Source organism: Azospirillum formosense (assembly GCF_040500525.1).
GTDB lineage: Bacteria > Pseudomonadota > Alphaproteobacteria > Azospirillales > Azospirillaceae > Azospirillum > Azospirillum formosense_A.
In genome coordinates this window covers 354,582-367,777 of record NZ_CP159404.1, presented here as the reverse complement: position 1 = coordinate 367,777, position 13,196 = coordinate 354,582, and the positions used below count along the sequence as shown (strand labels likewise).

The 13,196-nt window shown below is 71.2% G+C and carries 11 protein-coding genes; 6 read left to right on the top strand and 5 right to left on the bottom strand.

Going from position 1 to position 13,196, the window contains the following annotated elements; genetic code table 11:
* Both ABVN73_RS22430 and ABVN73_RS22425 read left to right on the top strand, forming a co-directional pair.
* Entirely contained in the window at window positions 1–2,088 is a 2,088-nt protein-coding gene (locus ABVN73_RS22430; RefSeq protein ID WP_353861403.1) for a response regulator, read from the top strand.
* Window positions 2,089–2,194: 106 nt separating this feature from the next.
* Window positions 2,195–2,779, top strand: coding sequence for an RT0821/Lpp0805 family surface protein (locus ABVN73_RS22425; RefSeq protein ID WP_353861402.1), 585 nt, complete (start codon window positions 2,195–2,197; stop codon window positions 2,777–2,779).
* A gap of 55 nt (window positions 2,780–2,834) precedes the next feature.
* Here the strand turns inward: ABVN73_RS22425 and ABVN73_RS22420 are convergent, their stop codons facing one another.
* Window positions 2,835–3,815 (bottom strand): oxidoreductase, encoded by a 981-nt coding sequence (locus ABVN73_RS22420; RefSeq protein WP_353861426.1) that lies wholly within the window; start codon window positions 3,813–3,815, stop codon window positions 2,835–2,837.
* Between the two features lie 91 nt (window positions 3,816–3,906).
* Between ABVN73_RS22420 and ABVN73_RS22415 the strand changes: the two genes are divergently transcribed.
* The gene (locus ABVN73_RS22415; RefSeq protein ID WP_353861401.1) at window positions 3,907–4,896 is read left to right on the top strand and encodes an AraC family transcriptional regulator; all 990 of its coding nucleotides are present in this window, start codon (window positions 3,907–3,909) and stop codon (window positions 4,894–4,896) included.
* Window positions 4,897–5,008: 112 nt separating this feature from the next.
* Window positions 5,009–5,443: a group III truncated hemoglobin gene (locus ABVN73_RS22410; protein WP_353861400.1), complete on the top strand. Its 435-nt coding sequence runs from the start codon at window positions 5,009–5,011 to the stop codon at window positions 5,441–5,443.
* Here ABVN73_RS22410 and ABVN73_RS22405 read toward each other — a convergent pair whose 3' ends face one another.
* On the bottom strand, window positions 5,444–5,911 hold the full coding sequence (locus ABVN73_RS22405) for a substrate-binding domain-containing protein (RefSeq protein ID WP_353861399.1): 468 nt from the start codon (window positions 5,909–5,911) through the stop codon (window positions 5,444–5,446).
* A gap of 92 nt (window positions 5,912–6,003) precedes the next feature.
* Complete coding sequence (locus ABVN73_RS22400; RefSeq protein ID WP_353861398.1) at window positions 6,004–8,415, bottom strand: PAS domain S-box protein; 2,412 nt, start codon at window positions 8,413–8,415, stop codon at window positions 6,004–6,006.
* Window positions 8,416–8,644: 229 nt separating this feature from the next.
* Here ABVN73_RS22400 and ABVN73_RS22395 point away from each other — a divergent pair, with 229 nt between their 5' ends.
* Complete coding sequence (locus ABVN73_RS22395) at window positions 8,645–9,505, top strand: LOG family protein (protein WP_353861397.1); 861 nt, start codon at window positions 8,645–8,647, stop codon at window positions 9,503–9,505.
* A gap of 18 nt (window positions 9,506–9,523) precedes the next feature.
* Here the strand turns inward: ABVN73_RS22395 and ABVN73_RS22390 are convergent, their stop codons facing one another.
* A complete protein-coding gene (locus ABVN73_RS22390; protein ID WP_353861396.1) occupies window positions 9,524–10,315 on the bottom strand; it encodes a DUF3750 domain-containing protein in 792 nt (263 codons plus the stop codon).
* A 137-nt stretch (window positions 10,316–10,452) separates the two neighbouring features.
* On the opposite strand from ABVN73_RS22390, the gene ABVN73_RS22385 reads away from it, so the two are divergent.
* Entirely contained in the window at window positions 10,453–10,905 is a 453-nt protein-coding gene (locus ABVN73_RS22385; RefSeq protein ID WP_353861395.1) for a hypothetical protein, read from the top strand.
* Window positions 10,906–10,911: 6 nt separating this feature from the next.
* Here the strand turns inward: ABVN73_RS22385 and ABVN73_RS22380 are convergent, their stop codons facing one another.
* The gene (locus ABVN73_RS22380; protein ID WP_353861394.1) at window positions 10,912–12,906 is read right to left on the bottom strand and encodes a mechanosensitive ion channel family protein; all 1,995 of its coding nucleotides are present in this window, start codon (window positions 12,904–12,906) and stop codon (window positions 10,912–10,914) included.
* Between the last annotated feature and the right edge of the window lie 290 nt (window positions 12,907–13,196).

The following is a 13,196-nucleotide window of genomic DNA, read 5'->3' as shown; positions in this document are numbered from 1 at the left end:
ATGCCCCACACCCAGATGCCCGCCAGCTTCGCCGAGAGCGACGACGCCACGCTGCCGCCGCCGGAGGTCCGCGTGCTCGTCGTCGACGACGATCCGCGGAACCTGCTGGCGATGCGGGAGACGCTGGCCGACCTCGAGGCAACGGTGATCCTCGCCCGCTCCGGCGAGGAGGCGCTGAAGCGCGTGCTCGACCAGGATTTCGCGGCGATCCTGATGGACGTCCACATGCCGGGCATGGACGGTTACGAGACGGCGGAGCTGATCCGCAACCGCCGCAAGTCGCGGCACATCCCCATCCTGTTCCTGACCGCCATCAACAAGGACGAGATGCACATCTTCCGCGGCTATTCCGCGGGGGCGGTCGACTACATGTTCAAGCCGGTGGACCCGGTGATCCTGCGCAGCAAGGTCACCGTCTTCGTCGAGCTGTACCGCAAGACCGAGGAGGTCAAGCGCCAAGCCGCCCTGCGCGAGCGGCTGATGGCCGAGAACTACCGCGTGCGGGCCGAGAAGCTGGAGGCCGAGCAGGCGCTGCGCCGGTCGGAGGAGCGGCAGGCGATGATCGCCCGGTCCCTGCCGATCCTGCTCTACACCGCCGGGCCGGAGCGCGGCACGCCCTTCCGCTACGTCACCGAGAACGTCGAGGCGCTGTTCGGCTTCCCCGCCGAGCGCTTCCTGACGGACGGCGGATTCTGGGAATCGCGCCTGCACCCGGACGACCGCGAGCGCGCCGCCGTCCAGTTCGAGGCGATGCGGCAGGGCGGCGTCTCCACCGTCGAGTACCGCTGGCGCGCCGCCGACGGGCAGTACCGCACGCTCCTGGAAAAGGCCATGCTGCTGCCGGGCGAGGACGGACGGCCGCCGGAACTCTGCGGCACGGTGCTGGACGTCACCGACACGCGGGAGCTTCAGCTCCAGCTCGCCCATGTCCAGAAAATGGAGACGATCGGCCAGTTGACCGGGGGCATCGCCCACGACTTCAACAACATGCTGACCGTGGTCATCGGCAGCCTGGAGCGGCTGGGCCGCATGTCCTTCGACGACCCCAAGGCGGCGCGGCGGGTGGAGATGGCCCTGCAGGCGTCGCTGCGCTGCTCCGACCTGACGCGGCGGCTGCTCGCCTTCGCGCGGCGCCAGCAGCTCCACCCCGAGAGCGTGGACATGGAGGCGCTGGTCCGCAACATGGGCGAGCTGATGGAGCGCACGCTCGGCTCGGCGATCACCGTGGAGATCGACAGCGCGCCGTCCCTTTCCCCGGCGCTGGTGGACCGCACGCAGGCGGAGTCGGCCCTGCTGAACCTCGTCATCAACGCGCGCGACGCCATGCCGGCGGGCGGCAAGCTGACCATCGCCACCGCCATGGTGGAGGCCGAGGAGGGCGACGCGGAGCTGCGCCCCGGACGCTATGTGCGGATGACCGTGACCGACACCGGCTGCGGCATGCCGCCGGACATCCTCGCCCGCGCCTTCGAGCCCTTCTTCACCACCAAGGAGATCGGCAAGGGCACCGGGCTGGGGCTCAGCATGATCCACGGCTTCGTCAAGCAGTCGGGCGGGCTGATCCGGGTGGAGAGCGAGCCGGGACGCGGCACCTCCTTCCACCTTTATCTGCCCTGCGCGCCGGCCGCCGTCCGCTTGGCGAGGACGCCGGAGGACAGCGAGGACGCCGGCCCGCTGCCCGGCCAGGGCGAGGTGGTCCTGGTGGTCGACGACGACCGCGACGTGCGTCAGGTCGCCGTGCTGACCCTCCAGGATCTCGGCTACACCGTGGTCGAGGCGGAGAACGGGCCGGAGGCTCTGGCCGTTCTGGCCGGGGAGCCGCGGGTGGACCTGCTCTTCACCGACGTTGTGATGCCGGGCGGCATGAACGGGCTGGAACTCGCCCAGGAGGCGCAGCGCCGCCATCCGGGCCTAAAGGCGCTCTACGCGTCCGGCTACGCCCATGGCGTGGACGGCGGCCCGAACGGCGAAGGGCCCGGCGCGGAGTTCCTGATCAAGCCCTACCGCGACCGCGACCTCGCCCGCGCCGTCCGCAAGGCGCTGGGCAGCGGCGTGGCGGACGCGTGCCCGGCGTTGAAGAGCGCCTGACGATTGCCATTTCCGTCAATAGTTCTTGTCGCCCTTTTTTGCCCCAACCGTGAGCGGGGCCGCGGTGGTCAGATGACCGTCGCGTTGCAATAAAGGAGTAGCCGACGTGCCTGTTGTCCGCCCGTCCGGGATTCGCTTCGCCTCCGTCCTGTGCCTTGGCCTGTCCGCCGCCCTTCCCCTGACCGCGGCACCCGCTGCGGCGCAGGTGTTCTCCCAGGGCGGCTACGGCGCGCCCACCCAGACCAATCCCCAAGCCAGCGGCGGCAACACGACGTTCGGCATCGACAACGACCTTCTGGGCAAGCTCGGCGGGGCCGCCGTCGGGGCGCTCGCCGGGTCGCAGATCGGCAAGGGCAGCGGCAACCTGCTGGCCATCGGCGCCGGCGGCCTGCTCGGCTACTTCGCCGGCGGCTATCTGATGGAGCAGCTGAGCCCGGGCAGCCGCAACGCGGCGCAGACCGCCGAGACCCGCGCGCTCGACGCGCCGGTCGGGCAGACCATCCGCTGGAACAGCCCGGACAGCACCAACACCAGCGGCACCATCACCCCGATCCGCGCCGGGCGCGATTCCGCCGGGCGCGAATGCAAGGAGTTCCAGCACAAGGTGACCATCGACGGCCGTCAGGAGTCCGCCACCGGCACCGCCTGCCGCGGCGATGACGGCCAGTGGCGCCTCGCCGCAGCGCCCTGATCGGCCATCGGGCTGGGACGACGGGTCCGACGGGCTCGGCGATAGCGCCGCCCCGTCAGGGCAAGGAGGCTCCGGTCAGGGTTTCCGAGACGCTCCACAGACGCTCGGCCAGCGCGTCGTCCGCCGCCCAGGGATGGACGCCGCGCCGGCCGGTCGCCGCGCTGTGGACCGGGGCGACGTCGCAATCCTCGCAATAGAGTCCGCCAAGGCCGTCGAGCCGCGGGCTGGTCGCGCACCACACGCTGGTCGCCGCCCCCTGCGCGACGGTCTTCATGCCGCGGGACGGGTCGATGCGCGGGCGCCCCTCCGCGTCCAGGGCGTCGAAGCCGGCGATCTCCACGGCGGACAGATGGCGGCTCAGCTCGGTGAGGATCTGTCCGGGATGCAGCGAGAAGGCGCGCACCCCATGCTCCCGGCCGCGGCAGTCCAGGGCGATGGCGAAGAGCGCGTTGGCCGTCTTCGACTGGCCGTAGGCCGTCCACTTGTCATAGGCGCGCCGCTCGAAGTCGAGGTCGTCGAAGTCGATCCCGGCGATCTGGTGACCGCGCGACGAGACCGACACGACGCGCGCGCGCCCCGCCGCCCCTCCGCCCGCAAGGAGCGCCGGCCAGAGGGCCAGGGTGAGCCGGAAATGGCCGAGATGGTTCGTCGCGAACTGCCCCTCGCGCCCGTCGGCGTCGCGGTGGAGCGGCGTCGCCATGACGCCGGCGCTGTTGACGAGGATCGACAACGGCCGCCCGGACTCGCGGAAGCGCCGGGCGAAGGCGGCGACCGAGCCGGCGTCCGCGAGGTCCAGCGCCTCCAACTCGACACGGTCGAAGCCGGCCAGGGCGGCCGACGCGCGGGCGCGATCCCGGGCCGGCACGATGACGGTCGCGCCGGCCTCGGCGAGCACACGCGTCGTCTCCAGCCCGATGCCGGAATAGCCGCCGGTGACGATCGCCACCCGCCCGCGGAGATCGATGCCGCGGACGGCCTCGGCGGCGGTGGTGGCGGGGCCGAAACCGGATCCGATGGGCGTCTGGTCGGGGTGAATCATGGAGGGCCTCCTCGCAAGGCGTGGCGTCGGAGGCCGTTGTCGCCTATATGCGCGGGATGATCCATCCAGCCCCGTCCGGAATCCTGTCGTGATCGTCCAGAACGCTCCCGCCGACGTGCTGTCGGACGTGCTTCGCCTGATGCAGGCGCGGACGCTGTGCTCGGCACGCTTCGCCGCCCGGGGGGACTGGTCGATCCGCTTCCGGCCGCCGCACACCATCAAGTTCAATGTGGTCACGGCGGGTGCCTGCTGGATTCGCGCGGACGGGCCGGACGGAATGGACGCGCCGCAGCGCCTCGGCGCCGGCGATTGCTTCGTGGTGGTGCGCGGCGGTTTCGTCCTGGCGAGCGCGCCGGACCTGCCCCCCGTCCCAGCCGACGAGGTGTTCCGGGGATCGGAGGGTGAGGCCCGGGTCGACGCGGGGACCGGCGGGACCGGCGGCGAAGAGGTGCGCTTCCTCGGCGGCAGCGTGTGGTTCGACCGGCTGGACGGGGGCCTGCTGTTCGATCTGCTGCCGCGGCTGCTGATGATCCGCGGCGGCGCTCCGGGGGCCGCGCCGGTCGGCTGGCTGCTGGAGCAGCTCGACCAGGAATGGCGCGGCGGCACGGCGGGGTCCCAGCTCGCCTGCAACGACCTGCTGCGCCTGATGTTCATCCACACCTTGCGGACGCATCTGAGCGAACAGCCGCCACGGGGAGCCAACTGGCTGGCGGCCAGCCTCGACCCCTCGATCGGCCGCGTCCTCGGCGCCATTCACGCCGAACCGTGCCGCAACTGGACCCTGGCCGAGCTGGCGGGCATCGCCGGGCGGTCGCGCTCCAGCTTCGCCGCCGCCTTCCGCGAGCGCGTCGGCATGCCTCCGATCGATTATCTGCTGCGCTGGCGGATGCGCCTCGCCGCCACGCGGCTGCGCCAGGGGCAGGAACCCGTCTCGGTCATCGCCGCGTCGCTGGGCTATCTGTCGGACAGCGCCTTCAGCGCCACCTTCCGGCGGATCATGGGCGTTTCACCGGCGCGCTACCGGATGGACACGGACAGGGAAGCCGCCCTGGACCGGGCCTCCACGGCCGAGCGGTGAGCGGGCCGTCCGCCATCGGCGGACGCGCGACGGGACGGGTGGCGGCGGGGCGCCGGAACGCGGTATGGTGAGGGCTTGTCCGCCTCATGTCTTTTTTCAGGACCCTTCCGCCTTGGACCAGCCCACCGCTTCCACGCCCCAATCCGCCACCATCGCCGAGCGGGTCGCCAAGACCGGCATCGACGAGGCGATGATCGAGTCGCTTGTCCGCACCTTCTACGGCAAGATCCGCGACGACGCCCTGCTCGGCCCGGTCTTCGGCGCCGCGATCACCGACTGGGAACCGCACCTCCGGAAGATGATGGATTTCTGGTCCTCGGTCGCCCTGCTGACCCACCGCTACGACGGGCGCCCCCTGCCCGCCCATGTCCGCTTCGACATCGGGCCGGAGCATTTCGAGCGCTGGCTGGCGCTGTTCCGCGAGACGACGGCCGAGGTCTGCACGCCCGAGGCCGCCGCCTTCTTCGAGGACCGCGCCGCCAACATCGGGCGCAGCATCCAGATGGGGGTGGATTTCTTCCGCAAGCAGTCCGGGGCCGGCGCCTGATCAGGCGCCGCGCACCGGCTTGCCCTTCACGCCCCAGCTCTCCGTGAAGTCGCGCACGCCAGGGATGGTCATCATGTGGGCGTCCTTGACGTAGACGAACTGCTTGGGGCCAAGCTCGTACTCCATCATGGTGATGCCCTTGGCCCGGCAGCGCTTCTGCTCCTCCTCCCGGATGCGGCGGTCGGACACCACCATGTCGGGATGCTCCAGCCCGACCCCGGCGCAGAAGCTGCGGAAGCCGCTGTTGGTTCCCTCGGCGACCAGGCGCGGCTGGGTGTCGGGCGTGCTGTTGAAGCGGCTGGCCGCGGTGCCGACCGCCCCCCGCATGGACGGGCTGCCGACGATCCAGATCCCGCGCTCCTCCGGGGGCGGTTTCGGCACGGTCGGAGGCGGCAGGGTGGCGGTCTGCTGCGGCGACGGGAATCCGGGGAACTGGCAGCCGGCCAGCGCCGCGGCGACGGCGACCATGGCAAGGCCTTTCGACAGGGATGGCACGCTGGTGTCTCCTCCATAACCCTTTCATGGCACGGCGCAATCGGCGCCGCTGGTGATAGCAACGCTCAAGCCGGCCCGATGGCTCCAAGATGGCGGGCCAGTGCTGCTTCGAGAAGGCGCGGCGTCACCGGCTTGTGCATCAGGCCGAGACGGTGGCGCGCGGCGTCGCGCTGCGGTTCCGGCCCGATCTCCCCGGTTACGATCAGGCCCGGAACGTCCTCGCCGAACAGGTCGCGGACGCGCAGGATGGCCTCGGTGCCGACACGGCCCTGGCGCAGCCGATAATCGGCCAGCACGATGTCGGGCCGCCGCCCGCCCTTGCGCAGCCGCTCCAGCGCCTCGCCGGTGCTCCCGGCGGACAGCACCTCGAACCCCCATTCGCCGAGCATCGCCGCCAGCCCCATCAGGACGATGGCGTCGTCCTCCACGACCACGGCCAACCGCCCATCACCGGTCGCCGCCGTGGCGTCGTCCCGCGCGATCCGGGCGGGCGGCGGGGGGCGGGGCGCGTCGTGGCGGACCAGCGGCACGCTGACCGAGAAGATCGAGCCCCGTTCCGGACGCGACACCAGATCGACCGGGTGATCGAGCAGCCGCGACAGCCGCCGCACGATGGCGAGCCCGAGTCCGAGGCCCTGGTCGCGGTCGCGCTCCGGGTTGCCGATCTGGTGGAACTCCTCGAAGATGCGCTCCCGCTGGTCGGGCGGGATACCCAGGCCGGTGTCGTGCACCTCGACGCACAGGCGCGCTCCCTGCGGCCGGCAATCGACCATGACGCGGCCGCGGTCGGTGTAGCGGATGGCGTTGTCGACCAGATTGCGCAGCATCCGCCCCAGAAGGACGCGGTCGCTGCGCACCGTGCCGGTGAAGGGCACGACCCGCCAGTCCAGCCCCTTGGCCTCGGCCAGCGGGGCATAGGCGGCGGACAGCGGGCCGAGCAGGTCGGCGACCGGAAACTCCTCGATCTGCGGCGCCACAACCCCGGCGTCGAGGCGCGACACGTCGAGCAGGCTGTCCAGCAGATCCTTCAGCGTGTCCAAACCCTGCTGGAGCCGGTCGAGCGCCCGCTGCCCGGCGTCGCCGGTAACATGGGTCCCCAGCGCCCCGGCGAACAGGAGGATCGATTGCATGGGCTGGCGCAGGTCGTGGCTGGCCGCCGCCAGGAAGCGGCCCTTGGAGCGGTCGGCCTCCTCGGCCGCCTGCTGGGCGCGCCGGATGTCGTGGATGTCCACCGCGGTGCCGATCCAGGAGACGATGGCGCCCCTTTCCCGCACCGGGACCACGCGGCACTGGTGCCAACGCCACGCCCCGTCGGCGCGCCGCATTCGGACGTTGCCCTGATAGGGCGTGCCCGCGGCGATCGAACGCGTCCTCAGTTCCAGATAGGCGGGACGGTCGTCCGGATGGAATCCCTTCCAGGCGGACATGCTGTCCGGGTCCTGGCCGGTGTAGGCACGCAACTCCTCATTGTAGTATTCAGGGGTGCCGTCCGAGCGATTGATCCACATGAGCAGCGGCGTGTTGTCCACCAGCGTGCGGAACCGCGCCTCGCTCGACCGCAGCGCCTCCTCCGCCCGCTTGCGGGCGGTGATGTCGCGGGCCACCCCGACGACGCCGATGGCCGCCCCCCAGGCGTTGCGCAGGGGCATCACACTGATCATCAGGACGCGTTTGCCCTCCTCCGTCGGGAAGGGCAACTCCTCCTCCACCGTCTCCTCGCGCCCGGTGGCGATCACCCGCCCGCACAGGTCGTCGAGCCGTGCGGCCTCCTCCGGCGGGAACAGATCCTCGTCGGTCAGGCCCGCCACCTCCTCCCGCGCCCGCCCGAACAGGCGGGCGGTCGCGGAGTTGACCAGGGTGAAGCGGCGCTCGCGGTCCTTGGCGAAGATCGGGTCGGTAACGCTCTCCAGAAGGCTTTCCAGCAGGGCGTTCTTGTCCCGCAACAGCGCCTCGGCCGCCTGGGCGGCGCGGTGGGCGGCCTGGGTTTCCATCTCGTGCATGGCGAGCCGGGCGAACTCCTCCAGGTCCCGCGCGTCCCCCGCGCTGAACTCCGGATGGGGCTTGTGATCGAGCAGGGAGAAGGTTCCGATGCGCAGCCCATCCGGCGCGATCAGCGGCGCTCCGGCGTAGAAACGCAGGTGCGGCGGCCCGGCCACCAGCTCATGGTCGGCGAAGCGCTCGTCCTCCCGCGTGTCGCGCACGACCAGCACCGCGTCGTCGAGAATGGTGTGGGCGCAGAAGGACAGCCGGCGCTCGAGGACCATCGTATCCAGCCCATAGCCGGCCTTGGACCATTGCCGCGTTTCGTCCACCAGATTGACCATCACGATGGGCATGCGGAAATGGCGGGCGCCCAGCCGGGCCAGCCGGTCGAAGGACGCTTCCGGCGGCGTGTCCAGCACGCCATAACTCTTCAGCCGGTCGAGCCGGGCGCGCTCATCCGATGGCCATGGCGGCTCGATGCTGCTCAACGTCACCCCTTACGAACAGACGCGGATAAGACGCTGACGGTCGGGCGCAGACGCGCCTGAACCATGATGTGGGCAAGGCCAAGGCTTATGGAAAGACGCGCAACCGCTTTCCCTTCCGCCTCCCTCCGGTCTGCGGCACAATTGCTTCGAATGCAAACCCTTTGAGTCCGGGCAATGGGCCGCCCGCGACCCCACATGACCAGAAGCCGTTCCCCGTCACCACCCGGAGCACAGCATGAAGGACAGCAGGCCGAACCACGAATCCGCCGCCTACCGCATCGCCTTCGAGGACCGTGATTTCCTGTTGAGCGAGCCGATGCGCGGTGTGCGCTTCATGCTCGAATACGCCAAGCCGGAATCGGAGCTGAAGGCCTGGGGCATCCGGTCGACCATCGTGGTCTACGGCAGCGCGCGGGTCCCCTCGCCCGAGCGGGCGGAACAGCTTCTCCGCGACGCCCGCACGCCCGAGGAGCGGCAGTTGGCCGAGCGGCGGGCCAAGCAGGCGGCCTGGTACGAGGAGGCGCGGACCTTCGGCCGCATCGTGTCGGAGCGCGGCGGCGCCCTGGCGCCGACCGAGGACGGGCAGCGCGACAACGTGATTGCCACCGGCGGCGGTCCCGGCCTGATGGAGGCCGCCAACCGCGGCGCGCAGGAGGCCGGGGCGCCGAGCATCGGCTTCAACATCAGCCTGCCGCAAGAACCGCACCCCAACCCCTACAGCACGCCGGAGCTGACCTTCCGCTTCCACTATTTCGCCATCCGAAAAATGCATCTGGCGATGCGGGCCAACGGACTGGCGATCTTTCCCGGCGGTTTCGGCACCTTCGACGAGGCGTTCGAGATCCTGAACCTGCGCAACACCAACAAGGCGTCGCGCCTGCCCATCGTCTTCGTCGGGCGCGACTATTGGAACGAGGTGGTGAATTTCCGCGCCTTGGCCGACCACGGCATGATCAGCGCCGGCGACCTGGAGCTGTTCGACATCGCCGACACGGCGGAGGAGGCGTGGGACTGCATGACCCGGCTCGGCCTCAAGCGCGGCAACCCGCCGCTCGGCCCCGCCGGCACCGGCATGTCGGCGGCGGAAGACAACTGAGCCTCAGCCTGGTGAGGCTCAGCCCGGCGGCGGGCTGTCGGCGGCAGCCGGGGCCGTCGGGGCGGGAGCGCTCAGCGCCAACCGCCCGACGCCCGGGATCTTGACCGCGAGGTCGAAGGGATCGATCCCGAAGGTCATGCCCAGCAGGTTCACCTCGAACCCTTCCTCCCTGGCCAGGAGCAGGCCGGCGAGACCGAACAGGCTGACCTGCCAGCCGGTGCCGCTGGGCGCCCGCGCGATCAGGCCGGTGCCCAGATAATCCTTGCCCAGTGCCGTGGAGGGCAGGTCGAGCCGCAGCTCCGGCACCGCACGCCCCACCCAGGCGGCGAAGGTGTTGCTGTTGGGGCCGGGCCAGATGCGGTATTCACCGGCGTAGGGGTAGCTCCGGGAGGCCTCCGCGATCTTGGGAATGGCGGCCTCGGCGGCGGGGCCGCGCAGCTCGGCCAGCACGGCGGGGGCGGAGCCGAACCAGCGCCCGTCCGGATCGCGGTTGCTGACCGCCACCGCCGGCAGGCCGCGATAGACCCGCCAGCCGATCACTTCGTAGACGGTGTAGGCCGACGCCCCTGCCGGCTTCACCGCGAACCACGGGTGGGTGCCGAAGGCGCCGCGCCAGGACAGGGCGCGGGCGGCGTAGACCTGCACGACCGCCTCCGGCGTCGCGGCGGGATCGGGGGCGAGCCCGACCGACCTGCGGTCCGCCCGGCTCCAGTCCACGCCGAGCGTCGCCGTTCCCGACGCGATCACAAAGGCCGGACCGGCCAGCAGCAGGACCAGCGTCATCAAAATCACCAGGATGGTGGCCGCCATTCTTTTCCGCACCGCTCCCTCTCGCCTGATGGGCCGTTTCCCAGATAGGCTGTCATCGCCCCGCCCGCCACCGATGTTGTATGTTGAGGAGCATCCGGTTGGTTCATGGCCGGTTGGTTCATCAAAGGAGCGCACCGATGCCCGCCGCCGATCTGACCGACCTTCTGGACCGCATCACCCGGCAGGCGCCGACCCGCGCCGCGACGATGGAGGTCGCCCGCGCGCTCGGCTGGACCACGGGACCGAGCCGGAAGGGATGGAAGGTGGTGCAGCCCACCGGCTATGTCGGCGGCATGGTCGTCCCGCCCAGCGCCGACACCGCCGCCGCGGAGGCGTGGTTCGACCCCGAGGGGACGGAGCGCGGCCTCGCCGGTCCCAACGCGGAGTTCCCGCCCTATCTGACCAGCCTGGACACCGCCCTGTCGGCCGTCCCCGCGGCGGAGCGGGCGGCCACCCTGCGGACCGCGCTGGACCGCCACCGCGCGTGGCAGGAGGAGAGCGGGCGCGACGACGCCGCGCTCGGCCGCCTGCCCGCCTTCGTCGTCGCGGTGTGGCTGTCCGTCAAGACGGCGCCCGGCCCGGCGGCCTGACCGGCCTCACTCCGCCGCGCCGCTCTCCTTGCGGGTTCCGTTCAGCGCCTGGGCGGCGGCGAAGCCGATGATCTTGTTCGTGGCGTCCGGATCGTCCACCCGCACCACCACGCCGCGCCCGACCAGATGGATGCCGTGGGCTTGGAAGGCGCGGATCAGGCGGTGGTACGCCTCGCGCCGGATGACGAACTGCTCGTTGGGCTTGGTGATGAACTTGACGCCGATGATCGCCGCGTCGTCCTCCAGCCGCCGCACGCCCTGGGACTTCAGCGGCTCGATGAAGCTCGACCCCATCTCCGGGTCGGCGGACAGCTCCTTGCCGACCTCCTTCACCAGCTTCTTGACCAGCCCCATGTCGGTTTCCGGCGGAACGCGAAACTCCAGGCGCATCAGCGCCCAGTCGCGGCTGTAGTTGGTCAGCGCCTTGATCTGGCCGAAGGGCAGCGTGTGCACCGCGCCGCGGTGATGGCGCAGCTTCAGCGAGCGCAGGGAGATTCCCTCCACCGTGCCGCGCAGGTTGCCGACTTCGACGTAGTCACCCATGTGGAACGCATCCTCCAGCAGGAAGAAGACGCCCGCCAGGATGTCGGCGATGGTCGATTGCGCGCCCAGCCCGATGGCGATGCCGACCACCCCCGCCCCGGCCAGCAGCGGTCCGATCTCGATGCCCAGCGAGGACAAGGCAATCATGACCACGATGACGACCAGCACGACCTGAAGAAACTTCCGCAGCAGCGGCAGAAGGGTCGCCAATCGCTGGCCACGCGACGACACCCCGTCATGCCGGGCCTCCTCCAGCGTCCGGTCGATCGCCCGCACAACCATCGTCCAGGCGACGTAGCCGAGCAGCAGCACCACCGTCACGTTGAACAGCAGCCGCAGGGCGATGCCGGTCGCCCCGCTGGCCTTCTCCACCCGAAACCCCCAGATGGCCGCGGTGGCGAAGACGCCGACGACGAACAGGGCCGACCACAGCGCCCGCATCACCCGCGCCACCGCGGCCTTTCCCGTCTCCGTCTCCTCCCCCCGGTAGAAGCGGGCGAGCGGGCGCTGGGCCATCAACGCGATGGCCGGCACGGCCAGCGCCACCAGCAGGCTGGCGAGCATCCGCGGCCCCGTCGCCGGCTCCAGCCGCACCGCCGCCGCCGCGACGACCAGCCACAAGGCGACGAGATAGACCGTGGCCGCCACCGCCCACAGCCCCAGCGTGGGATGGTCCTGCGCCTCCATGCCCAGCGGACGGGCGATGGCCCGCGCCACCGCCACGCGTCCCCGCCACACGCGATGCAGCAGATACAGGAAGGGCACGGTGCTCATCGGCAGGCCGATGGCGACGATGGCGTTCCCGCCGACCCCCAGCGCGAGCAGCAGATCGACCAGCCCGAGCACCGTCGCGGCGAGAGTCACCGTGACCACCCCCGTGCGGTGCAGGGCGTGTGCGTCGGCGTCGGCCAAGGGGATCAGGCGCAGCCCGGGATGTCCCGGCGCGCACAGGAAGCGGATCAGCCGGTCGATCAGCAGCACGGTCAGCGCCGCCTGGAGCACCGCCAGCAGGACGGCCGGCGCCGCGGGATGCGCGGGCCGCAGGATTGCGTAAACCACCAGCACCCCGACCGCGAAGGCGCCCACCGGCACCAGCCCCAGCGCGAAGCGCAACGCGCCCGTGAGAAGCGGCGCCTCGCCATCCTCCTCCAGCCTGCTCAGCGGCCCCGCCAGGACCCGGCGCGTCAGCAGCAAGGCCACCGTCCCCGCTGCGAAGAGGATCAGCAGACCGCGCAGCAGGCGCAGCGGATGCACCGCCGCCTCGCGGCCGTTGGGTCGCGCGAAGGCGTCCGACAGGATGGAGGGAAGTTGCGGGTAGGTGGCGGCGACCGCCTCCAGCCTCGCCGCGTAGGCTTCCAGCGCCGTCGCCGCTCTCCCGGACGCCGGAGGAGCGGCATCCGTCGTCTGCGCCATGGCCCATCCGGCCGGCACGACCGCGACCAGCAGGACGGCGAGCAAGGCAAGGACGGTCCATCGGGCCGAAGGGCGGCGCCTCCCCGAATTTTCGTGCATAGGGGCCATCCTGCCGGAAAGCGACGGAACGGTGCCCATCGGGCGGGAAAGGCGGCCGGGCGAGGCCCCGCCGATGGCTTGGACCGACGACCTGGAACGCTCCCCCGCCTCCCGGCCGGGAAGCCAGTACGTTACCGTTGCCTACCCGACCCCGCTGCGGTGGCCGTGGCCCGGGGCCCGGAGGGATACCGAAACATGCGCGGGGCCGGCATGCGTGTGGCCCAAGGCGGCCGGGC